This is a genomic window from Streptococcus sp. 5905 (assembly GCF_013276505.1).
Classification (GTDB): domain Bacteria; phylum Bacillota; class Bacilli; order Lactobacillales; family Streptococcaceae; genus Streptococcus.
Window position 1 is genome coordinate 561,513 of the sequence record NZ_VMLC01000001.1, and the last position, 23,810, is coordinate 585,322.

23 protein-coding genes and 2 tRNA genes are annotated in these 23,810 nt (G+C 40.0%); 24 read left to right on the top strand and 1 reads right to left on the bottom strand.

Annotation, left to right across the window (positions count from 1 at the left end):
- The first annotated feature begins 11 nt into the window (after nt 1-11).
- The 10 genes from deoC to HT680_RS02820 all read left to right on the top strand — a co-directional run bounded on the left by deoC (nt 12) and on the right by HT680_RS02820 (nt 9,194).
- On the top strand, nt 12-674 hold the full coding sequence (gene deoC, locus HT680_RS02775) for a deoxyribose-phosphate aldolase (RefSeq protein ID WP_173258053.1): 663 nt from the start codon (nt 12-14) through the stop codon (nt 672-674).
- Nucleotides 661-1,050, top strand: coding sequence for a cytidine deaminase (locus HT680_RS02780; RefSeq protein ID WP_000246113.1), 390 nt, complete (start codon nt 661-663; stop codon nt 1,048-1,050). The genes deoC and HT680_RS02780 overlap by 14 nt, the downstream gene beginning before the upstream one ends.
- Nucleotides 1,051-1,140: 90 nt before the next feature.
- Nucleotides 1,141-2,193, top strand: coding sequence for a BMP family protein (locus HT680_RS02785; protein ID WP_173258055.1), 1,053 nt, complete (start codon nt 1,141-1,143; stop codon nt 2,191-2,193).
- 136 nt (nt 2,194-2,329) lie between these two features.
- A complete protein-coding gene (locus HT680_RS02790) occupies nt 2,330-3,865 on the top strand; it encodes an ABC transporter ATP-binding protein (RefSeq protein WP_173258057.1) in 1,536 nt (511 codons plus the stop codon).
- The gene (locus HT680_RS02795) at nt 3,858-4,916 is read left to right on the top strand and encodes an ABC transporter permease (RefSeq protein ID WP_173258059.1); all 1,059 of its coding nucleotides are present in this window, start codon (nt 3,858-3,860) and stop codon (nt 4,914-4,916) included. The genes HT680_RS02790 and HT680_RS02795 overlap by 8 nt, the downstream gene beginning before the upstream one ends.
- Nucleotides 4,917-4,918: 2 nt before the next feature.
- The gene (locus HT680_RS02800) at nt 4,919-5,875 is read left to right on the top strand and encodes an ABC transporter permease (RefSeq protein ID WP_009730274.1); all 957 of its coding nucleotides are present in this window, start codon (nt 4,919-4,921) and stop codon (nt 5,873-5,875) included.
- Nucleotides 5,876-6,058: 183 nt separating this feature from the next.
- Nucleotides 6,059-6,811 (top strand): hypothetical protein, encoded by a 753-nt coding sequence (locus tag HT680_RS02805; RefSeq protein WP_000377447.1) that lies wholly within the window; start codon nt 6,059-6,061, stop codon nt 6,809-6,811.
- On the top strand, nt 6,812-7,351 hold the full coding sequence (locus tag HT680_RS02810) for a hypothetical protein (protein ID WP_001217744.1): 540 nt from the start codon (nt 6,812-6,814) through the stop codon (nt 7,349-7,351).
- A gap of 9 nt (nt 7,352-7,360) precedes the next feature.
- On the top strand, nt 7,361-7,537 hold the full coding sequence (locus tag HT680_RS02815) for a hypothetical protein (protein ID WP_173258061.1): 177 nt from the start codon (nt 7,361-7,363) through the stop codon (nt 7,535-7,537).
- A 73-nt stretch (nt 7,538-7,610) separates the two neighbouring features.
- Nucleotides 7,611-9,194 (top strand): DUF4767 domain-containing protein, encoded by a 1,584-nt coding sequence (locus HT680_RS02820; RefSeq protein WP_125844256.1) that lies wholly within the window; start codon nt 7,611-7,613, stop codon nt 9,192-9,194.
- 120 nt (nt 9,195-9,314) lie between these two features.
- Here HT680_RS02820 and plsY read toward each other — a convergent pair whose 3' ends face one another.
- On the bottom strand, nt 9,315-9,956 hold the full coding sequence (gene plsY / locus HT680_RS02825) for a glycerol-3-phosphate 1-O-acyltransferase PlsY (protein WP_004246593.1): 642 nt from the start codon (nt 9,954-9,956) through the stop codon (nt 9,315-9,317).
- Nucleotides 9,957-10,091: 135 nt separating this feature from the next.
- On the opposite strand from plsY, the gene parE reads away from it, so the two are divergent.
- The 14 genes from parE to sufC all read left to right on the top strand — a co-directional run bounded on the left by parE (nt 10,092) and on the right by sufC (nt 23,793).
- Nucleotides 10,092-12,041 (top strand): DNA topoisomerase IV subunit B, encoded by a 1,950-nt coding sequence (gene parE, locus HT680_RS02830; RefSeq protein ID WP_173258063.1) that lies wholly within the window; start codon nt 10,092-10,094, stop codon nt 12,039-12,041.
- A 12-nt stretch (nt 12,042-12,053) separates the two neighbouring features.
- Nucleotides 12,054-13,202 (top strand): hypothetical protein, encoded by a 1,149-nt coding sequence (locus HT680_RS02835; RefSeq protein ID WP_173258065.1) that lies wholly within the window; start codon nt 12,054-12,056, stop codon nt 13,200-13,202.
- A gap of 56 nt (nt 13,203-13,258) precedes the next feature.
- Nucleotides 13,259-14,092: an aminoglycoside 6-adenylyltransferase gene (locus HT680_RS02840; RefSeq protein WP_173258067.1), complete on the top strand. Its 834-nt coding sequence runs from the start codon at nt 13,259-13,261 to the stop codon at nt 14,090-14,092.
- Nucleotides 14,073-14,807 carry a type II CAAX endopeptidase family protein gene (locus HT680_RS02845; RefSeq protein ID WP_060553537.1) on the top strand — a complete coding sequence of 245 codons (735 nt, stop codon included), beginning with the start codon at nt 14,073-14,075 and terminating at the stop codon, nt 14,805-14,807. The genes HT680_RS02840 and HT680_RS02845 overlap by 20 nt, the downstream gene beginning before the upstream one ends.
- Before the next feature lie 52 nt (nt 14,808-14,859).
- On the top strand, nt 14,860-17,340 hold the full coding sequence (gene parC, locus HT680_RS02850; protein WP_173258069.1) for a DNA topoisomerase IV subunit A: 2,481 nt from the start codon (nt 14,860-14,862) through the stop codon (nt 17,338-17,340).
- Nucleotides 17,341-17,455: 115 nt separating this feature from the next.
- A complete protein-coding gene (locus HT680_RS02855) occupies nt 17,456-18,493 on the top strand; it encodes a branched-chain amino acid aminotransferase (protein WP_345890217.1) in 1,038 nt (345 codons plus the stop codon).
- A gap of 111 nt (nt 18,494-18,604) precedes the next feature.
- Nucleotides 18,605-18,835, top strand: coding sequence for a DUF2969 domain-containing protein (locus HT680_RS02860; protein WP_000037107.1), 231 nt, complete (start codon nt 18,605-18,607; stop codon nt 18,833-18,835).
- Between the two features lie 49 nt (nt 18,836-18,884).
- A tRNA-Tyr gene (locus tag HT680_RS02865) sits at nt 18,885-18,965 on the top strand.
- Nucleotides 18,966-18,974: 9 nt separating this feature from the next.
- Nucleotides 18,975-19,046: transfer RNA gene (locus HT680_RS02870), tRNA-Gln, on the top strand.
- Between the two features lie 163 nt (nt 19,047-19,209).
- Nucleotides 19,210-20,412, top strand: coding sequence for a 30S ribosomal protein S1 (gene rpsA, locus HT680_RS02875; protein ID WP_001001617.1), 1,203 nt, complete (start codon nt 19,210-19,212; stop codon nt 20,410-20,412).
- A gap of 82 nt (nt 20,413-20,494) precedes the next feature.
- On the top strand, nt 20,495-20,992 hold the full coding sequence (locus HT680_RS02880; RefSeq protein WP_173258071.1) for a GAF domain-containing protein: 498 nt from the start codon (nt 20,495-20,497) through the stop codon (nt 20,990-20,992).
- Nucleotides 20,992-22,650 (top strand): DNA polymerase III subunit gamma/tau, encoded by a 1,659-nt coding sequence (dnaX, locus tag HT680_RS02885; RefSeq protein WP_173258074.1) that lies wholly within the window; start codon nt 20,992-20,994, stop codon nt 22,648-22,650. The genes HT680_RS02880 and dnaX overlap by 1 nt, the downstream gene beginning before the upstream one ends.
- A gap of 27 nt (nt 22,651-22,677) precedes the next feature.
- On the top strand, nt 22,678-22,872 hold the full coding sequence (locus HT680_RS02890) for a DUF3272 domain-containing protein (protein WP_173258076.1): 195 nt from the start codon (nt 22,678-22,680) through the stop codon (nt 22,870-22,872).
- A 150-nt stretch (nt 22,873-23,022) separates the two neighbouring features.
- Nucleotides 23,023-23,793, top strand: coding sequence for a Fe-S cluster assembly ATPase SufC (sufC, locus tag HT680_RS02895; protein WP_000114489.1), 771 nt, complete (start codon nt 23,023-23,025; stop codon nt 23,791-23,793).
- Nucleotides 23,794-23,810 lie beyond the last annotated feature (17 nt).

Genomic DNA, 23,810 nt, shown 5'->3' on the forward strand with positions numbered 1-23,810 from the left:
AGAATCCGAATATGAAGTTGAATAAATATATCGATCATACGCTTTTGAAGCAAGATGCGAGTCAAGAACAAATTGATCGTTTGCTATCTGAAGCGCGTGAGTATGACTTTGCCAGCGTTTGTGTTAATCCCACATGGGTGAAACATGCGAAAAAAGGGCTTGAAGACTCAGATGTAAAGGTTTGTACAGTAGTAGGTTTTCCTTTGGGAGCAACAACTTCAGCTGTGAAAGCTTTTGAAACAAAAGAAGCTGTCGAAAACGGTGCAGATGAGATTGATATGGTTATCAATGTCGGTGCCCTCAAATCAGGCAATCTGGATTTAGTTGAATCGGACATCCGTGCTGTCGTAGAGGCAAGTGGTGACAAGCTGGTGAAAGTCATTATCGAAGCTTGCTTGTTGACAGACGATGAAAAGGTTGTGGCCTGCCAATTATCCCAGAAAGCGGGAGCTGACTTTGTTAAAACATCTACTGGCTTTTCAATTGGTGGTGCTACGGTAGCAGATGTTAAATTAATGCGTGAAACAGTCGGACCAGATATGGGAGTTAAGGCTGCTGGTGGAGCTCGCTCATATGCAGACGCTCTTGCCTTTGTGGAAGCAGGCGCTACTCGTATTGGAACATCTGCTGGCGTTGCGATTTTAAAAGGAGAATTGGCAGATGGCGACTACTGAGTTGATTGAATTAGCAATTGAAACCAGCAAACAAGCCTATGTACCCTATTCTCACTTTCCCATCGGAGCTGTTTTAGTAGCCAAGGATGGTAGCGTATATACAGGTGTGAACATCGAGAATGCTAGTTATCCCTTAACTAATTGTGGAGAGCGTACCGCTATTTTCAAAGCAGTTTCGGAGGGACAACGGGAGTTTTCAGAGTTGATTGTCTACGGACAGACTGAAAAACCCATCTCGCCATGTGGTGCTTGTCGTCAGGTCATGGTTGAGTTTTTTGAACAAGATCTAAAAGTGACCTTAGTCGCTAAAGATAAATCGACGGTCGAGATGACGGTCGGGGAGTTACTTCCATACTCATTTACAGACTTAAATTAGTCTGAGCTACTCTTCGAGTGGCTGTGGTCTACGTGACCAAACGATCTATACTTGCAACATCGTTGCACATCTTATTTAGGAGGTTCAGTAATGAACAAGAAACAATGGCTAGGCCTTGGTCTAGTTGCAGTGGCAGCAGTTGGACTTGCTGCATGTGGTAACCGCTCTTCTCGTAACGCAGCTTCATCTTCTGATGTGAAGACAAAAGCAGCAATCGTAACAGATACTGGTGGTGTTGATGACAAATCATTCAACCAATCAGCTTGGGAAGGTTTGCAAGACTGGGGGAAAGAACACAACCTTTCTAAAGATAACGGTTACACTTACTTCCAATCAACAAGTGAAGCAGACTATGCGAACCACTTGCAACAAGCGGCTGGAAGTTACAACCTGATCTTCGGTGTTGGTTTTGCACTTCACAATGCAGTTGAAGAGGCAGCAAAAGACCACTCTGACTTAAACTATGTCTTGATTGATGATGTGATCAAAGATCAAAAGAATGTTGCAAGTGTTACTTTCGCGGATAACGAAGCAGCTTACCTTGCAGGTGTTGCAGCCGCTAAAACAACTAAGACAAAACAAATCGGTTTTGTAGGTGGTATGGAATCTGAAGTTATCTCACGTTTTGAAGCTGGTTTCAAAGCAGGTGTTGCATCAGTTGACTCATCTATCAAAGTACAAGTAGACTACGCTGGTTCATTCGGTGACGCTGCTAAAGGTAAAACAATCGCTGCTGCACAATACGCTGCAGGTGCTGACGTTGTATACCAAGTAGCAGGTGGTACTGGAGCAGGTGTCTTCTCTGAAGCGAAATCACTCAACGAAAGCCGTCCTGAAAATGAAAAAGTTTGGGTTATCGGTGTTGACCGTGACCAAGTGGAAGAAGGTAAATACACTTCTAAAGATGGTAAGGAATCAAACTTTGTTCTTGCTTCAACTTTGAAACAAGTTGGTACAACTGTAAAAGATATTGCTAACAAAACTGAAAAAGGTGAATTCCCTGGTGGACAAGTTATTGTCTACTCATTGAAAGATAAAGGGGTTGACTTGGCAGTAACAAATCTTTCTGAAGAAGGTAAAAAAGCTGTTGAGGACGCAAAAGCTAAGATCCTTGACGGAAGTATTAAAGTTCCTGAAAAATAATGGATAAAAGTCATTTCTTAGGAAGCGGCCATCGGTCGCTTCTTTAAGAATTGAGGCAATTTTTGTCTCAATAGAGCTTGTTAATGTGATTAGCAGGTTTTATTGAAATAAAATAAACCTCTGAAAGGAAGAGCATATGGCACACGAAAATGTCATTGAGATGCGGGATATTACCAAGGTGTTTGGTGAATTTGTAGCAAACGACAAAATCAACTTGCAACTGCGAAAAGGTGAAATCCATGCACTTTTAGGAGAAAACGGAGCTGGGAAATCAACTCTGATGAACATGCTAGCGGGGCTTCTTGAACCAACTAGTGGTGAGATTGCGGTGAATGGTCAGGTTGTAAAACTAGACTCACCATCTAAAGCTGCTAGTTTGGGAATCGGAATGGTTCACCAACACTTTATGTTGGTTGAAGCTTTTACAGTAGCTGAAAATATCATTTTGGGGAGTGAAGTCACCAAAAATGGAGTGCTAGACATAGCAGGTGCTACCAAAGAAATCAAGGCTCTTTCTGAACGTTATGGTCTAGCAGTGGATCCTGCTGCTAAAGTGGCGGATATTTCCGTTGGTGCTCAACAACGTGTAGAAATCTTGAAAACACTCTATCGTGGTGCTGATATCCTTATCTTTGACGAACCTACAGCGGTATTAACTCCTTCAGAGATTGATGAGTTGATGGCAATCATGAAAAACCTTGTCAAAGAAGGGAAGTCCATCATTTTGATTACCCATAAACTGGATGAAATCCGTGCAGTGTCTGATCGTGTTACGGTTATCCGTCGTGGGAAATCAATCCAGACGGTTGAAATCGCAGGCGCAACAAATGCGGACTTGGCGGAAATGATGGTTGGACGTTCGGTATCCTTTAAGACAGCCAAACAAGCAGCCCAGCCAAAAGATGTAGTCTTGTCTATCAAAGACCTAGTTGTCAATGAAAACCGTGGTGTACCAGCTGTGAAGAACCTTTCTTTGGATGTTTGTGCTGGTGAAATTGTTGGGATCGCAGGAATTGATGGCAACGGCCAGTCAGAACTCATCCAAGCCATCACAGGTCTTCGCAAGGTTGAGTCTGGTAGCATCGATCTAAAAGGTAAATCGATTACGGGTCTGCATCCTCGAAAAATTACTGAGATGAGTGTAGGCCATGTTCCAGAAGACCGTCATCGCGATGGTTTGATTTTGGATATGATGATTTCAGAAAATATCGCTCTTCAAACCTACTATAAAGAACCACTCAGTAAGAATGGTATTTTGAACTATGCCAATATCACTTCACATGCAAAGCAATTAATGGAAGAATTTGACGTCCGTGCGGCAAGCGAATTTGTTCCAGCAGCAGCTCTTTCAGGAGGAAATCAACAAAAAGCTATTATCGCTCGTGAGATTGATCGTGATCCTGATCTCCTTATCGTCAGCCAGCCAACTCGTGGTTTGGATGTCGGTGCCATTGAATATATCCACAAACGTTTGATTGAAGAACGTGATAACGGGAAGGCTGTCCTTGTTGTCAGCTTTGAATTGGATGAGATTTTAAATGTCTCAGACCGAATTGCTGTTATTCATGATGGTAAGATTCAAGGTATTGTATCGCCAGAAACGACTAACAAACAAGAACTTGGTGTCTTGATGGCAGGTGGAAACTTGGGAAAGGAGAAGAGTGATGTCTAAAAAATTACAACAAATTTCGGTTCCCTTGATTTCCGTATTCTTAGGAATCTTGCTCGGAGCCATTGTCATGTGGATCTTCGGCTACGATGCTATCTGGGGTTATGAGGAGCTGTTTTATACAGCTTTTGGTAGCCTTCGTGGGATTGGAGAAATTTTCCGTGCCATGGGACCTCTAGTCTTGATTGGTCTTGGTTTTGCTGTTGCTAGTCGGGCAGGTTTCTTCAACGTTGGACTTCCTGGTCAAGCGCTAGCGGGATGGATTCTCAGCGGTTGGTTTGCCTTGTCGCATCCAGACATGCCACGTCCAATGTTGATTTTAGCGACTGTAGTGATTGCTCTGATCGCAGGTGGAATTGTTGGTGCGATTCCAGGTATTCTCAGAGCTTATCTCGGTACGTCAGAGGTTATCGTAACCATTATGATGAACTACATTGTATTGTATGTAGGGAACGCCTTTATTCATTCTTTCCCGAAAGACTTTATGCAAAGTACAGACTCAACGATTCGTGTGAGTGCCAATGCTAGTTACCAGACACCATGGTTATCTGAGTTGACTGGCAATTCTCGGATGAATATCGGTATCTTCTTTGCTATCATTGCTGTTGGTGTGATTTGGTTCTTGCTTAAGAAAACGACTCTCGGTTTTGAAATTCGTGCAGTTGGTCTCAATTCCCATGCTTCAGAGTACGCTGGTATTTCAGCAAAACGTACAATCATCCTATCAATGATCATCTCTGGTGCATTAGCTGGTCTCGGTGGAGCGGTCGAAGGTCTAGGAACCTTCCAAAACGTTTACGTTCAGGGTTCATCATTAGCTATCGGATTTAACGGGATGGCAGTTAGTTTGCTTGCTGGAAATTCACCAATTGGAATCCTCTTTGCAGCCTTCTTATTTGGTGTTCTGCAAGTTGGTGCGCCAGGTATGAACGCTGCGCAAGTTCCGTCTGAGCTTGTTAGCATTGTAACAGCGTCTATTATCTTCTTTGTCAGCGTTCACTACATTATCGAACGCTTTGTCAAACCTAAAAAACAAGTTAAAGGAGGTAAGTAAGGATGTCTATTACAACATTACTCACCCTCTTGGTCTCTTCTATGCTGATTTACTCAGCACCACTTATTTTTACGAGTATCGGGGGAGTTTTCTCTGAACGTGGTGGTGTCGTTAACGTCGGTCTTGAAGGAATTATGGTTATGGGAGCCTTTTCTGGGGTTGTCTTTAACCTTGAGTTTGCAGAACAACTTGGAGCAGCGACACCTTGGATTTCCTTGTTAGTTGCTGGTATCGTGGGAGCTATTTTCTCCCTCATCCATGCCGTCGCTACAGTTCATTTCCGTGCGGACCATGTTGTCAGTGGTACAGTATTGAACTTGATGGCTCCTGCCTTAGCAGTTTTCTTGGTTAAAGTTCTTTATAACAAAGGGCAAACGGATAACTTAAGCCAGACTTTTGGACGTTTTGATTTCCCAGTTTTGGCTGATATCCCTGTGATTGGAGATATCTTCTTCAAGTCAACAAGTTTGCTAGGTTATATCGCGATTGCCTTCTCATTCTTTGCATGGTTTATTCTCTTTAAGACACGCTTTGGTCTTCGCCTTCGCTCTGTCGGTGAACACCCTCAGGCAGCGGATACCTTGGGGATCAATGTCTACAAGATGCGATATCTTGGGGTTATCATTTCAGGTTTCCTTGGGGGAATTGGGGGAGCTATCTACGCCCAATCAATCTCAGTCAACTTCTCAGTGACAACCATTGTAGGACCTGGATTTATCGCTCTTGCTGCAATGATCTTTGGTAAATGGAACCCAATCGGTGCTATGCTTTCAAGTCTCTTCTTCGGACTCTCTCAAAGTTTGGCAGTTATCGGTTCTCAATTGCCTTTCCTACAAGGAGTGCCAGCGGTTTACCTTCAAATCGCCCCTTATGTCTTGACCATCCTTGTCTTGGCAGCCTTCTTTGGAAAAGCAGTTGCACCTAAAGCAGACGGTATCAACTACATCAAGTCAAAATAAAGTTGTTATTGTGTACTTAACAAGATTTAATGTGAATTTTACTGATGATCAGTGTAGTATAATTGAACAATAATTTTGTATAGCTTGTTAGACAAAATTATTGTTTTTTGTACTATCAAATATAGATTAATTGAAGGATTTTGTAAGATCATCAATTCTATTAGTAGTTTTAGGAGAAATTTTGTGGATAGTAAAGATTGGTTAGAATATTTTGAAGCAATAAATGGACGTAAGCCCAGTTCCCAAGAATTTTTAGAAGCAAAAGAAAGTGGCTTGATAGGTGCTCCTTCCTTTATGAAAAAAACAGAGGAGGTAACTGAACAGAAAATAACCACAGTGATGAAAGAAGAATATTTAGAAAACTTCCCTCAAAGATTTAAGAAAAATGACGCTTCTAAGTCATCGTTGGATACCACTTCTAAAAATGAGATGGGAACCCTCAATGAAAGATTGATTTCTAGACAAATGAGCACAAATGGAACTAACTTTTATGATAGATTATTGAATGTACAAGCGTTCAAGGATAAGATTGATGTTTCAGCTGATCCCAATAATGGTATTTTTCATCAAATTTTACCATTCCTTAATGGGAAACATAAAGTGTTATTAACGCTAATAGTAGTGGGGTATCTGGCTTTTTTATTCTGTGGTTTTAGACCCCTTGGCAAGATTTCTTATGCTTCAAATCTTTATGAAGTGGGGAGTATTTTTATTCCCAAAAAGTACACTACGGGCTATGGAGGCTATTCATTTTTCAATGCAGATAAGGAAATTGACAGACAGATGAATGGTTCTTTAGCAAGATTTCGTTATAGATTTATCACACCGATGATTATTTCTGTAGTGGTGATGGGAGTTTCAACATATCTACTACGAAATGATCAAGAGTTTCAAACATATATTTTTAATTACTATCGACAAAAGAAGGTAAAATAAATGAGAATTGAAACATTTTTAGGAATAGTTTTAACTGTGCTCATACCAATTGCAGTTGTAGAATATGGTTTAAAGCCAGCAGAATTGATGTTAGAGGATGATTTGATCAATAAGGGAGTTATTAAAAAGAGAGACACAAAATTATTTACACGTCAAGTTCATATATTTTACTCTAAAAAGATTAGAAATCTTAATGGAGTAGCACATTTGTTACAAGAAAATCCAATTTCAGTTCCTAAATTACCAACTAAAATTTTTCAGTTTCTTGGTGAAGTACAGCAGACTTTTTATCCCGATAAAATTATTTTTACCATGGAATTTTTAAAAAGAAGGATTATCTTTGTTTTAGAATATTTAGGTGAGGAAAATGGAGAGTTCGTCTATCAATTTACTCTTAAGAATCTAAGAAATCGTTCATTTAGAGAAATTGTCTTTATCTATAATGTTATCTTAACTCGAATTGAAAATTATTTGAAATCGCTAGATGATTCTATTGAAGTTAAACGTAAAGTGGTTGAATATAGGACCACAGTAAAATAGGAGAAAAAAATGGAAGTTTTGTTTATATTTCTATTTATTGCAATTGTTTTTGCGATTTACTATGGCAACAGTATTCTTCAAATTGGAATATATAAGCTTATAAATAATGTTAAAGATAAACTTGAAAATACTGTTGCTGAACAGAAGGAAAAACAAGGACAGACTGATAAACGTGAAAAATTGTAACTGAAAAATTAGATTTAATAAAGTTAATTTTGAATGAAATCATTGTATATAATTAAAATTGAAAGGGGAATAAATGAAAAGAGCAGATTGGATAGAATATTTTGAATTAATTAATGATCGAAAACCCACCCCAGAGGAATATTTTTCAGCAAAAGCTGCTGGTGAATTTGTAGAGGATACTGGGTCAGGTGAAGAGGAAATCAAATCAGAAGTAAAAGAGGTCTTGCAGACGGATGAGATTTCTGATGAGATAGCAGGTGAAGAAGAGAATGACCAATTTTGTGAAGAATATGATGAGTCTGTTGTTACTGCTAATCCAATACAAACACCTTTTGTAGTGGATCAACGAGGTCGAGACATTAGTTTTGGAAAGGCAATTGTCGATTTTTTTAGAGGATACTGGGATTTCAAAGGATACACCTCGAGAAGCGGGTATTGGTATATGGTTCTTTTTAATCTTTTATTATTGATTATATCAACCGTTCTTCCTATAAGTATCTTTAATCCACGGTATCTTTTAAACCCGTTTTATTTAATAACAGGAGGTTTCTTATATTTCTTGTTTTGGCTTTCGGCTCTTATCCCATGGGTTGCTATAAATGTGCGTCGTCTTCGAGATGTAGGTTTTAAAGGTTCTGGCATCTTTTTGTTGTATGTAGCTGAGTGCGTGCCTTTTTTAAATATCCTAATTGCATTATTCCTTTTGTTTAGCGTTTGTCAAAGAGCAGATTATTTTACTAAGGAATATGATAGTATTTTTTTTAGGAATCTCAATCAAAAAGAACCATTACCAGACACATCACTACCGGAAAGAAAATCGATTGGTGGATGGATTGGAGTTCTCTTCATATTTCTATCATTTATAGGGTTGATGGCTCCCATATCTAATTACGGGAGTTCTCATCATGGTAATACTCAAAATTGGAATAACCCGGGAACTACCAGTCAGTCAAGTAATTTTACTGAAAAAGATAGCAGCAGTACGAGTTCAGAAATTTATCAGGTAGACCTATCTGATTATGAGATTAAAATTCACCTGTCTGGTGAATCTGGATCAGGCGTTGCTAGAACAGAGGTTTTAAAAATACCTCAAGTTTCCTTTAATGATCAGGAAGTTCAAAATTTTTTAGAGAATCCAACCATCAAACTCTCAAAAAGTTCAGGTTTATCAAATGGAGATACGATTGAAGTTAAGTTGATTCTAGATAAAGATAAGGCTAAGAGACTGGGGATATCCATAATAGGAAGTTACCATAAATATTATACTGTTTCTAAATTAGAACTCTCTAACTCTGCGAATAGCAGAAATTCTCCCACAAGTAATTACTGGAATGAAGGGAAGGCCAAAAAACTAGCAAACTATATGATTGAGTTTGGGAAAAATATGAATCAACCAAACTATAGGCAAATTCCTTTAAGCACTAACCTTTATTGGACAAATGGGGATAAAGTTTCATCTGATTATCAAATTGTAGATGCATATGAATATTGGTTTTCAAGCGGTACGAAGGTACATAGATACTTCTTCGCAATCAATTTAGATGGTACTCCAAAAGTGTTATATTCTCAAGATACAAATGGAGAACACTATAATGTTTCTGAGACCAACAATACAGATCTTAGAACTTCATTTGCTTCAATTGTCAATGGTGATTAAAGAATGAAATTCTGTAAATGACTTTATTCCTTGATTACCTAATGTGAAAAAGCGAACAAGTGATANNTATCACTTGTTCGCTTTTTTATCTGTAGTTATATTTTTATTTCAAACTCTTTTCTATCTGTTACGTTTCTGTCGTGTTAGGTTCAATCCCCATGGGACGAGATTTTCAGTTTTATTTTTGATACGTGTGATATTATCCTTGTGACGAATGATAATCAAGCTAGCGAGTGCTAGGATAATCAAAATGAAGAGAGGGTCATAGCTGTTCAGGATAAATCCAAATAGTGGAAATAGGAGAACTCCGATAACGGCTGCGATAGAAGCGGTAACGCTAGATAGTGAAATCATACTACCTAGATAGAGGCTTCCAAAGAATACAATCGCTAGATAGAGACAAAAAACAGGCGCAAATCCGAAAATCACTCCAGCGCTAGTTGCGACAGCCTTGCCCCCCTTAAATCCGGCAAAGATAGGGAAAGTATGTCCGATCACAGCCAAAAGTCCAAATACAAGAGGTGATACACCTTGAAGGTGGAAAAGGATTGGAAGTAGAGTGGCCAAGGTTCCTTTAAAGAAGTCAATCACAAAGGTTGCCATACCCGCTTTCTTACCTAAAATTCGGAAAGTATTGGTTGTTCCGGTGTTTCCAGAACCATGTTCACGCAGATTTGTTTGAAAGAAAATTTGTCCAATCCATAGACCAGACGGAATCGAACCTAGCAAATAAGCTAGAATTAATAATACAAATGTCATCATAGACCTATTATACCATGAAATGCTGTGGAAAGTCAGAGAATATCTTGTGAAATTGTGACGGCTGAATGGGAAAAATTTTGCAAAATCCCTAGAAAACCTGTAAAATAGAAAAGATGAACAAATAGGAGGTTCCTTGTGTCAAAAAAGGAAATCAATATTAATAACTACAATGATGATGCCATTCAGGTGCTAGAAGGGTTGGATGCGGTCCGTAAACGTCCGGGGATGTATATCGGATCGACTGACGGTGCTGGTCTCCATCATCTGGTCTGGGAAATCGTGGACAATGCAGTCGATGAAGCCTTGTCTGGATTTGGTGATCGCATTGATGTCACCATCAATAAAGACGGCAGTCTAACCGTTCAAGACCATGGTCGAGGGATGCCGACTGGGATGCACGCCATGGGAATTCCAACTGTTGAAGTTATCTTTACCATTCTCCACGCAGGAGGGAAATTCGGTCAAGGGGGTTATAAGACATCTGGAGGTCTCCACGGGGTGGGTTCTTCCGTTGTTAATGCCCTATCAAGTTGGCTAGAAGTGGAAATTACCCGTGATGGAACGGTTTATAAACAACGTTTTGAAAATGGTGGAAAACCCGTTACAACCTTGAAGAAAATTGGTACAGCACCTAAGTCTAAGACAGGTACCAAAGTCACTTTCATGCCTGACGTGACGATTTTTTCTACGACTGACTTCAAGTACAATACCATTTCAGAAAGACTCAATGAGTCAGCCTTTCTCTTAAAAAATGTTACCTTGTCTTTGACAGATAAGCGAACAGATGAAGCAATCGAATTCCATTATGAGAACGGGGTACAAGACTTTGTTTCTTACCTCAATGAAGACAAGGAAACCTTGACGCCAGTCCTATACTTTGAAGGCGAAGACAATGGTTTCCAAGTGGAAGTTGCCCTCCAGTACAATGATGGATTTTCAGATAACATTCTATCCTTTGTCAATAACGTTCGTACGAAAGATGGTGGAACGCATGAGACAGGACTTAAGTCTGCCATTACTAAGGTCATGAATGACTACGCGCGTAAGACAGGACTTCTCAAGGAAAAAGATAAAAATCTTGAAGGTTCAGATTATCGCGAGGGACTAGCAGCCGTTCTTTCTATTCTAGTTCCGGAAGAACACCTCCAGTTTGAAGGTCAGACCAAGGATAAACTAGGGAGTCCTCTGGCTCGTCCAGTTGTGGATGGGATTGTGGCTGATAAGTTGACCTTCTTTCTTATGGAAAATGGTGAACTGGCTTCCAATCTCATCCGCAAGGCTATTAAGGCGCGTGATGCCCGTGAAGCGGCTCGCAAAGCGCGTGATGAGAGCCGAAATGGTAAGAAAAATAAAAAAGATAAGGGCTTGCTGTCTGGAAAATTGACCCCAGCCCAGTCTAAAAACCCTGCCAAGAATGAACTCTACCTGGTTGAGGGGGACTCTGCCGGCGGTTCTGCCAAGCAAGGTCGTGACCGTAAGTTCCAGGCTATCTTGCCTCTTCGAGGTAAGGTCATTAATACAGCCAAGGCCAAGATGGCGGATATCCTCAAAAATGAAGAAATCAATACCATGATTTATACCATCGGAGCGGGTGTCGGAGCAGACTTCTCTATTGAAGATGCCAACTATGACAAGATTATTATCATGACCGATGCGGATACAGATGGTGCCCATATCCAGACCTTGCTTTTGACATTTTTCTACCGTTATATGCGCCCGCTAGTTGAGGCAGGACATGTCTATATCGCCCTTCCGCCTCTTTACAAGATGTCAAAAGGCAAAGGCAAGAAAGAAGAAGTGGCCTATGCTTGGACGGACGGAGAGCTAGAAGAACTCCGTAAACAATTCGGTAAAGGCGCTACTCTCCAACGCTACAAGGGTCTTGGTGAGATGAATGCGGACCAACTCTGGGAGACGACTATGAATCCTGAAACCCGTACCCTCATCCGTGTTACGATCGAAGACCTAGCACGCGCTGAACGTCGCGTCAATGTCCTCATGGGAGACAAGGTCGAACCACGCCGCAAGTGGATTGAAGATAATGTCAAGTTTACGCTTGAGGAGAGTGGGGAGATGGTGTTTTAGGGAGGAAAATGGATGTCTAATAAAAAGAGTCAAAAAGTTAAGATTCCAAGAAAGGTGAAAGAAAATTTAAAAAACGATATCAGTAATGTTGAAAATACAAAAATTGAATTACCTCAATTACCGCAGCCATTTCTAATCAGACAAGAAGAACAGAATAAACCTTGGTATAAAAATACATCAATTATTATTTCATTGGTTTCGCTTGTAATTACAGCCCTCATGAGTTATCAAACTATTGATAACAATCTAAAAAATCAAGAGAATAATCGTCAAACTCAGGAAAATAATAAAAAAAATTTAGAAAGAAATAGCTATTTAGACACTACAAATTTTAATATCGTCCAAAATTTATGGCAGGATAATCCAAGCTATACATTATATAATGAATCACAAAAACCATTATCTAACCCACCACAACCATCTTATTTTATGTATATACCTGCGAAATTATATTATATTTTAAAGGATAAAAGTAGAGTATCAACACTTATTCTTTTACCTATTTCATATGAAAATGTTATAAGTCAAACTAGCACAGGTAAAACAATTGATGAAATTGAGACGTCAGTACTATCAAAAAATTTTTATGGTAAACACGGAGAGAGAGATGTTAGAAGAAAAATTTATGGAAAGCCTTTGGAAGATGATATAGCATTTGAACTTCGAGTATATCCTTTCCTAGCCATTGTTTCTCACATTCAGTATACTTATAAAGATAGTCCTCAGAATTTACAAGATGTTAAATTTTTAACAACCCCTTGGGGGAAAGAGATTCTTAGTGATGATAGATATGAAGATTTAAAGGAATACACAAAGAATATAACTCATTTTCCTGAAAATGAAATGGTAATTAATGGCGATGAAAATATTTATGATCACACATTTAATTATCTAGATAAGGAATTTAGTAGACTACTGTTAAATAGAGGAAGTGAATTGTCCGAAGAAGATAAGCAAAGATTTTATGTACTTTCAGGTGTTAAATGGAATATAGATGATTTAAACAAAAATAAAACATTTAATATTGAGGAGGAAATGAAAAAATATAAATCTTTCAAGGAATTTCAACAAAAAATGCAAAATGAATATAATTTTAATGGGTTGAGCTCCTACTTATCTAATAAAGTTGTTTTTGCTAAAGATCCTCTTTATCCTGATTAATGATTTGTTATTTTTTAAAAGAAAAAATCATCTTAAAGAACTAAAGGGAGCAATACATGAGAACAGAAACAGAAATGCTTGATGTGATTTCACAGACAGCCCAAACTTTACAAGTTGAGGCTGTGGCTCTATCTGGTTCACGAACTGATACAAAAGCACCAAAAGACGAGTTTCAGGATTACGACGTGGTCTATGTCGTGGACGACTTAGATAATCTGACGAGTGACCTTTCTTGGTTAGACCAGTTTGGCACTCGTATCATTGAGCAGCATAATGTCCTAGGCAACCGTCGACTTTATCTGATGCTATTTGAAGATGGAAATCGGATTGATTTGACCCTCTGTCCTACGGAATATATTCAAGAGTGGGTGGATAGTGAAGCTGATTATACAGTTTTGAAAGATGAGAAAGGCTTGTTTGTGCCCTATTCTCCAAATCCTCAACGTTACTGGACGAATCCAGCTAGAGCGATTGATTTTGAAAAAGCCTGCAATGAATTTTGGTGGGTGTCAGCCTATGTGGTTAAGGGTATTCATCGCAATCAACTTCTCTATGCGACTGACCATCTCTATGGTATTTGCCAACAAGAATTGCTCAAGCTTTTAGCTTGGCAAGTGGCAGCAGATAAGGGAACGGTCGATGTTGGCAAGAACTACAAATACCTCTTTAGCTACTGGCCGGCTGAGAAAGAGAAGGAATTCTCAAATCTGCTTGATTTCTCAAGCAGTGATAAAATCACTCAGTCTTTGTTTGCTACGATGCAACTTTTCCACCAAGAGGCTCAGTCCCTTGCTCAAAAAATGGGATTTGACTACGATAAAGAAGTAGCTGAGAAGATGATTCAGTATGCTGAGGAGAGACTCGAAACAAATGAAACATTTACAAAATAATAAGATAACAAAATTTTTACTGATTAGTTTTCTCATTTCTTGGGGATTTGGTTGGGGATTGCTCGCTTTTCTGACGCAAATGAGCCTCTTAAGTCTAACAAGTCCACTAGGAGTTTTTCTCCATTTACTAGGAGGTTTCGGTCCAACCATTGCAGCCATTTCTTGTTTGCCTCAAAAATCCATTAAAAGCATAGTCTCTTTTATCTTAGGGGACTCAAAGAAATATATTTTGTTATTTCTTTTACTAATTTTCGTGCAGACAGGTGTCATTGCTTTCTCATCTAAGGAGCTTAATCCGGCTTTTCCACTAGGAAATTTGTTTGTTGTTTTTTTGAGTGCAGTCTGTGTTTATGGTGGCGAAGAAGAATTGGGATGGCGAGGCATCTTGCAACCAACTTTGGAAACTAGATTCTCCTTTTGGATTTCCGGTTTGATAACAGGTTGTATTTGGGCAATATGGCATGTACCTTTATGGTTTGTGATTGGAAGTTCCCAAAGTAGGATGCCTTTTATATTATTCAGTCTATTTGCAATTTATCTCAGTATTCTTCTAGCAGCTGTTTTCAAAAAGACTAAGTCGATCCTTTATTGCGCCATTTTTCACGGCCTAATTAATACCCTACTTAGCTTATTTGTTATTAAAATTAATCTTTTATTCATTCTAGGATTAGTAGGATTGCTCTTCTTTTCTCACTACCTACAAAGAAACAGTTAAATTTATAAAATATAGATTTACTTTACAATAAAACACTAAAAAGAGAATTATTATGTCTAACATTCAAAACATGTCCCTTGAGGACATCATGGGAGAGCGCTTTGGTCGCTACTCCAAGTACATCATTCAAGACCGGGCTTTGCCAGACATTAGAGATGGCTTGAAGCCGGTTCAGCGCCGTATTCTTTATTCGATGAATAAGGATGGCAATACCTTTGACAAGAGCTACCGTAAGTCTGCCAAGTCTGTCGGGAACATCATGGGAAATTTCCACCCACACGGTGACAGTTCTATTTATGATGCCATGGTTCGTATGTCTCAGGATTGGAAAAATCGTGAGATTCTAGTCGAAATGCACGGTAACAACGGTTCTATGGACGGGGACCCACCTGCGGCTATGCGTTATACTGAAGCACGTTTGTCTGAAATTGCTGGGTACCTTCTTCAGGATATTGAGAAAAAGACAGTTCCTTTTGCTTGGAACTTTGATGATACCGAGAAAGAACCCACTGTCTTACCAGCAGCCTTTCCAAACCTCTTGGTGAATGGATCGACTGGTATTTCGGCTGGTTATGCCACAGACATTCCTCCGCATAATTTAGCTGAGGTCATTGATGCGACTGTTTACATGATTGATCACCCAACAGCCAAGGTGGACAAGCTGATGGAATTCTTGCCTGGACCAGATTTCCCGACAGGAGGGATTATTCAGGGTCGTGACGAAATCAAGAAGGCCTATGAAACTGGGAGAGGGCGCGTGGTTGTTCGATCTAAGACGGAGATTGAAAGGCTAAAAGGTGGTAAGGAACAAATCGTTATCACTGAGATTCCTTATGAAATCAATAAAGCCAATCTCGTCAAGAAAATCGATGATGTTCGTGTCAATAACAAGGTGGCTGGTATTGCTGAGGTTCGTGATGAGTCTGACCGTGACGGTCTTCGTATCGCTATTGAGCTCAAGAAAGACGCGAATACCGAGCTCGTACTCAACTATCTCTTCAAATACACCGACTTGCAAATCAATTACAACTTTAACATGGTGGCGATTGACAATTTCACGCCTCGTCAGGTTGGAATTGTTCCAATATTATCTAGCTATATCGCCCACCGTCGTGAAGTGATTTTGGCGCGTTCCCACTTTGACAAGGAAAAGGCTGAGAAACGTCTCCATATCGTCGAAGGTCTGATTCGCGTGATTTCGATTTTGGACGAAGTCATTGCCCTTATCCGAGCTTCTGAGAACAAGGCTGACGCCAAGGAAAACCTCAAGGTCAGCTATGATTTTACAGAAGAGCAGGCTGAGGCTATTGTAACCTTGCAACTTTACCGTTTGACCAATACAGACGTGGTTGTCTTGCAAGAAGAAGAAGCAGAACTTCGTGAAAAGATTGCCATGCTTGCTGCTATCATCGGTGATGAACGGACTATGTACAATCTCATGAAGAAAGAACTCCGTGAGGTCAAAAAGAAATTTGCGACACCACGTTTGAGTACTTTAGAAGACACTGCGAAAGCAATCGAGATTGACACAGCTAGTTTGATCGCCGAGGAAGATACTTACGTCAGCGTGACTAAGGCAGGTTATATCAAGCGTACCAGCCCACGTTCCTTTGCGGCATCCACTCTGGAAGAAATTGGCAAGCGTGATGATGATCGTCTGATCTTTGTACAAGTTGCCAAGACTACTCAGCACCTCTTGATGTTCACGACTCTTGGAAATGTCATTTATCGACCAATCCATGAGTTAGCAGATATTCGCTGGAAGGACATCGGAGAGCACTTGAGTCAGACCCTTACAAACTTTGAAACTAACGAAGAAATCCTCTATGCAGAAATAGTGGATCAGTTTGATGATGCGACAACCTACTTTGCAGCGACTCGCCTTGGTCAAATCAAGCGTGTAGAACGCAAAGAATTCTCTCCATGGAGAACTTATAAGTCTAAATCTGTCAAGTACGCTAAACTCAAAGACGAGACAGACCAAATTGTAGCAGTGACTCCGATTAGACTTGATGATGTTCTCTTGATTAGTCAAAACGGTTATGCTCTTCGTTTCAATATCGAAGAGGTTCCGGTTGTTGGTGCCAAGGCTGCAGGTGTCAAGGCTATGAACCTGAAAGCAGATGATGCGCTTCAGGCAGCCTTTATCTGTAACACCTCATCCTTCTACCTCTTGACCCAACGTGGAAGCTTGAAACGTGTCTCTTGTGAGGAAATTCCAGCGACCGGCCGTGCCAAACGAGGCCTACAAGTCTTGCGTGAGTTGAAAAACAAACCGCACCGTGTCTTCTTGGCTGGAGCAGTTGCAGAGCAAGGTTTCGTTGGAGACCTTTTTAGTGCAGAAGTAGAAGAAAACGACCAAACGTTACTTGTCCAATCGAACAAGGGAACAATCTATGAGAGTCGCTTGCAAGACCTCAACTTGTCAGAACGTACTAGCAACGGAAGCTTTATCTCAGATACGATTTCAGATGAGGAAGTTTTCGATGCTTACCTCAAAGAAGTCTTTAAAGAGGATAAAACAAATTCGTAAAAAGAATCAGTCCAAGGGGCTGATTTCTTTATGTTGAAAAAATTTTCAGAAAATTACAAATAATACTTGAAATTTTACTAGAAAAGTGTAGAATAGAACACATAGTTTGAATAGTATAAAGGAGAAACACATGACAGTTGCAATTGATTGGGAAAATCTTGGATTTTCTTATATGAAATTACCTTATCGTTATATCGCTCATTATAAAAATGGTCAATGGGATCAAGGAGAATTGACAGAGGATGCAACCTTGCATATTTCAGAGTCTTCTCCAAGCCTCCATTATGGACAGCAAGCATTTGAGGGATTGAAAGCCTATCGTACGAAGGATGGCAGTGTTCAACTGTTCCGTCCTGACGAAAATGCTAAGCGTCTGCAACGTACTTGTGACCGTCTTTTGATGCCACAAGTTCCGACAGAAATGTTTGTAGAAGCTTGTAAAGCAGTTGTGCGCGCAAATGAAGAATACGTCCCACCATATGGAACAGGTGGAACCCTTTATCTTCGTCCACTTTTGATTGGTGTTGGGGATATTATCGGGGTAAAACCTGCAGAAGAGTATATTTTCACCATTTTTGCTATGCCAGTTGGTAACTACTTTAAAGGTGGATTGGTTCCAACTAATTTCTTGATTCAGGATGAATACGACCGTGCAGCTCCAAATGGTACTGGAGCGGCCAAGGTAGGTGGAAACTATGCTGCTAGTCTCCTTCCAGGTAAAATGGCCAAGTCTCGCAACTTTTCTGACGTTATCTACCTAGACCCATCTACACATACAAAGATTGAAGAAGTCGGATCAGCCAACTTCTTTGGAATCACGGCAGACAATGAATTTGTTACGCCATTGAGTCCGTCAATCTTGCCATCCATTACCAAGTACTCTTTGCTTTACTTGGCAGAACACCGATTGGGCTTGACACCGATTGAAGGCGATGTTCCAATTGATAATCTGGATCGTTTTGTAGAGGCAGGTGCCTGTGGTACAGCAGCGGTTATTTCGCCAATTGGAGGTATCCAACATGGCGATGATTTCCATGTTTTCTATAGTGAAACAGAAGTAGGTCCTGTTACACGGAAACTCTATGATGAATTGACTGGCATCCAATTTGGTGATGTAGAAGCGCCTGAAGGATGGATTGTCAAAGTGGACTAAAAGATATGAAGTAAAGAAGAACTCCATAGCAGTTGTAACGCTGAAATGGAGTTTTTTCTTGCTAGTTTGAGCTTTTTCTTGTACAATAGAAAAAGTGAAAAGAGGTACAGTATGAGTAAAAAAGATAAGAAAATTGAAATCCAATTAACAGATGCAAAAGTGACTGTTGGAAAAGATAGTTATGAAGGTTACGTTTTGACGATTGGAAAAAAGGTCATTGGCGAAATTGCCGAATTAGACAGTCAATTTGCCATCATAAAGAATGGAAATGTCGATAGTTTTTATAAAAAACTTGAAAAAGCTGTGGAAATTTTGATTGAAAACTATAATTTAACAAAATAATGCTTGTTTTTTTGAAAATTTCATGATATAATAGTTTTCGTTAAGCATTGGAGAGATAGCGAAGAGGCTAAACGCGGCGGACTGTAAATCCGCTCCTTCGGGTTCGGGGGTTCGAATCCCTCTCTCTCCATCTCATCATTGGGGTATAGCCAAGCGGTAAGGCAAGGGACTTTGACTCCCTCATGCGTTGGTTCGAATCCAGCTACCCCAGTTCTTAGGTAATAAATTCAAGATAAAAAGAAAAATATCTTAGGGTATTTTATTTTTATATTGAAAGACGTGAACAATACGAACATGTTCTTGCGGGTGCTTAGGAAAAAAATTATAAGTATGTCAAGTTTTGGAAAAGACTTGATTGTTGGAGGATTTTTTAGATGAACGAATTTGAAGATTTGCTAAATAGCGTTAGCCAAGTTGAGCCTGGTGATGTTGTTAGTGCTGAAGTATTGACAGTTGATGCGACTCAAGCTAACGTTGCAATCTCTGGGACTGGTGTTGAAGGTGTCTTGACTCTTCGCGAATTGACAAACGATCGCGATGCAGATATCAATGACTTTGTGAAAGTAGGAGAAGTATTGGATGTTCTTGTACTTCGTCAAGTAGTTGGTAAAGATACTGATACAGTTACATACCTTGTATCTAAAAAACGCCTTGAAGCTCGCAAAGCATGGGACAAACTTGTAGGACGCGAAGAAGAAGTTGTTACTGTTAAAGGAACTCGTGCCGTTAAAGGTGGACTTTCAGTAGAATTTGAAGGTGTTCGTGGATTTATCCCAGCTTCAATGTTGGATACTCGTTTCGTACGTAACACTGAGCGTTTCGTAGGTCAAGAATTTGATGCTAAAATCAAAGAAGTTGATCCTAAAGAAAACCGCTTCATCCTTTCACGTCGTGAAGTTGTTGAAGCAGCTACTGCAGCAGCTCGTGCTGAAGTATTCGGTAAATTGGCTGTTGGTGATGTAGTAACTGGTAAAGTTGCTCGTATCACAAGCTTCGGTGCTTTTATCGACCTTGGTGGTGTTGACGGATTGGTTCACTTGACTGAATTGTCACACGAACGTAACGTTTCACCTAAATCAGTTGTAACTGTTGGTGAAGAAATCGAAGTGAAGATCCTTGATCTTAACGAAGAAGAAGGACGCGTATCACTTTCACTTAAAGCAACAACACCTGGACCTTGGGATGGCGTTGAGCAAAAATTGGCTAAAGGTGATGTAGTAGAAGGAACAGTTAAACGTTTGACTGACTTCGGTGCATTTGTTGAAGTATTGCCAGGTATCGATGGACTTGTTCACGTATCACAAATTTCACACAAACGTATCGAAAATCCAAAAGAAGCTCTTACTGTTGGTCAAGAAGTTACTGTTAAAGTCCTTGATGTTAACGCTGACGCAGAACGTGTATCACTTTCTATCAAAGCTCTTGAAGAACGTCCAGCTCAAGAAGAAGGACAAAAAGAAGAGAAACGCGCTGCTCGTCCACGCCGTCCAAAACGTCAAGAAAAACGTGATTTCGAACTTCCAGAAACACAAACAGGATTCTCAATGGCTGACTTGTTCGGTGATATCGAACTTTAATCAAATTGATAATCGCAAAATCCTTTGTTTAAAACAAGGGATTTTTCTTTTGTCTCTTTCTCATTTTTGATATAATAGTTCTATGTTAGATTCAGAAAAACAATCACGTTATCAAATGTTAAATGAGGAACTCTCTTATTTACTAGAAGGTGAGACCAATGTTCTTGCCAATCTTTCAAATGCTAGTGCCCTCCTAAAATCTCGCTTCCCCAATACAGTATTTTCAGGTTTTTATCTGTTTGATGGAAGTGAATTGGTTTTAGGTCCTTTTCAGGGTGGAGTTTCTTGCATTCGCATCCCACTTGGAAAAGGCGTGTGTGGAGAAGCTGCTGAGTTTCAGGAGACTGTTTTAGTTGGCGATGTGAGCACCTATCCAAACTACATTGCTTGTGATGGTCATGCCAAGAGTGAAATCGTAGTCCCCATGCTTAAGAATGGAAGATTAGTTGGAGTCTTAGACCTAGATTCTTCTCTGATTGATGATTACAATGCTATTGATCGTGATTACTTGGAACAATTTGTCGCTATTTTGCTTGAGAAGACAGAATGGAACTTTACAATGTTTGAGGAGAAAGCCTAATGTATCAAGCACTTTATCGAAAATATAGAAGCCAGACCTTTTCACAACTAGTAGGTCAAGAAGTTGTGGCTAAAACCCTAAAACAAGCGGTTGAGCAGGAAAAGATTAGTCACGCTTATCTTTTCTCAGGTCCTCGTGGAACTGGGAAAACTAGCGTTGCAAAGATTTTTGCCAAGGCTATGAACTGTCCAAACCAAGTAGACGGAGAACCATGTAATAACTGTTATATCTGTCAGGCAGTGACAGAAGGTAGCCTAGAAGATGTTATCGAAATGGATGCGGCTTCGAATAATGGAGTCGATGAAATTCGTGAAATTCGTGATAAATCGACCTATGCTCCTAGCTTGGCTCGTTATAAGGTCTACATTATCGACGAGGTTCATATGCTGTCTACGGGAGCCTTTAATGCGCTTTTGAAGACCCTTGAAGAACCAACTCAGAATGTTGTCTTTATTTTGGCAACCACTGAATTGCATAAGATTCCAGCAACTATTTTATCGCGTGTTCAACGTTTTGAGTTTAAATCGATTCGAACGCAAGATATTAAGGAGCATATCCAAGCTATTTTGTCAAAAGAGAATATCAGTTCTGAACCAGAGGCTGTGGAGATCATTGCTAGACGGGCTGAAGGTGGGATGCGGGATGCCTTGTCTATTTTGGATCAAGCCTTGAGTTTGACGCAAGGGAATGCTTTAACGACAGCTATTTCGGAGGAGATTACAGGCACCATTAGTCTATCAGCTCTAGATGACTATGTGGCCGCCTTGGCCCAACAGGATGTTCCAAAAGCGCTTGATTCTTTGAATCTTTTGTTTGAAAATGGCAAAAGCATGACTCGGTTTGTGACGGATCTCTTGCAGTATTTGCGTGATCTACTGGTTGTTCAGACTGGTGGCGAAAATACTCATCATAGTCCAGTTTTTATGGATAATCTAGCTCTTTCCCAGGAAAGCCTTTTTGAAATGATTCGTCTAGCGACAGTGAGTTTAGCAGATATGAAGGCTAGCTTGCAACCTAAGATTTACGCTGAGATGATGACCATTCGTTTAGCGGAAATCAAGCCTGAATCTGCGGTTTCAGGAGCTGTTGAAAGTGAAATTTCTGCACTAAGACAGGAAGTCGCCCGTCTCAAACAAGAACTTGCCAATGTGGGCACGGCTCCTAAACAAGTTGCGCCAGTTCCTAGTCGTCCAGCCACTTCCAAAACAGTCTATCGAGTGGATCGCAACAAAGTTCAGTCTATCCTGCAAGAAGCTGTCGAAAATCCTGATTTGGCACGACAAAACTTGATTCGCCTCCAGAATGCATGGGGAGAAGTGATTGAAAGTTTAGCTGGACCTGATAAGGCCCTTCTCGTAGGTTCTCAACCAGTTGCGGCCAATGAACACCATGCTATTTTAGCCTTTGAGTCTAATTTCAATGCTGGTCAAACCATGAAACGGGATAACCTCAATACCATGTTCGGCAATATTCTCAGCCAAGCCGCTGGATTTTCACCTGAGATTCTGGCTATTTCCCTAGAGGAATGGAAAGAGGTTCGAGCAGCATTTTCAGCTAAAAACAAGTCTTCTCAAGCCGAGCAAGAGGTAGAAGAAGAGAGCCTGATTCCAGAAGGATTTGAATTTCTGGCTGATAAAGTTATGGTCGAAGAAGACTAAAAATGAATTTCATGATACAATAATCTTATGAATAGACAACAATTTATCATAATAGCATTATTCACGGCTGCTGAAACTTATTTTTTCAATGAAGCCTGGATGACTGGTCGCTACGTTATGGCAGCGTTTTGGGCCATTCTACTCTTTCGAAATTTTAGGTTAAGTTATGTAATGGGAAAAATCGTAGACGCTATTGATCAACACTTAAACCGCAAGGATTAGACCCCAGCTTCTAGACAAAATCAAAGCCTTTTAGGCTTTTTTTTGTTATACTAGTAGAGTATATTTATTGACCTTTTGTCCTATTTTTTAGGGATTGTAAGCAATTTCCTAAAGTATTGAGCAAAATGTTTGAAAAAGAAAGGAACTATCATGTCAGTATTAGAGATCAAAGATCTTCATGTTGAGATTGAAGGAAAAGAAATTTTAAAAGGAGTCAATTTGACTCTGAAAACAGGAGAAATCGCAGCCATTATGGGACCAAATGGTACTGGTAAGTCGACTCTTTCGGCTGCCATTATGGGAAATCCCAACTATGAAGTCACCAAAGGTGAGGTCTTGTTTGATGGCGTAAACATCCTTGAGTTGGAAGTGGACGAGCGTGCGCGTATGGGACTTTTCCTTGCCATGCAATACCCGTCTGAAATTCCAGGGATTACCAATGCTGAGTTTCTTCGTGCAGCCATGAATGCTGGAAAAGAAGATGATGAAAAGATTTCAGTTCGTGAATTCATCACTAAACTAGACGAGAAAATGGAATTGCTCAACATGAAAGAAGAAATGGCAGAGCGTTACCTCAACGAAGGCTTCTCTGGTGGTGAGAAAAAACGTAATGAAATTCTTCAACTCTTGATGTTGGAGCCAACATTTGCCCTTTTGGATGAAATTGACTCAGGTCTTGATATTGATGCCCTTAAAGTTGTATCGAAAGGTGTCAATGCCATGCGTGGTGAAGGCTTCGGTGCCATGATTATCACTCACTACCAACGTCTCTTGAACTACATCACACCAGACGTAGTACACGTGATGATGGAAGGTCGTGTTGTCCTTTCTGGCGGTCCAGAATTGGCTGCCCGTTTGGAACGTGAAGGATACGCAAAATTAGCTGAAGAACTTGGCTATGACTACAAGGAAGAATTGTAATTCCCTCGTATCTTTTA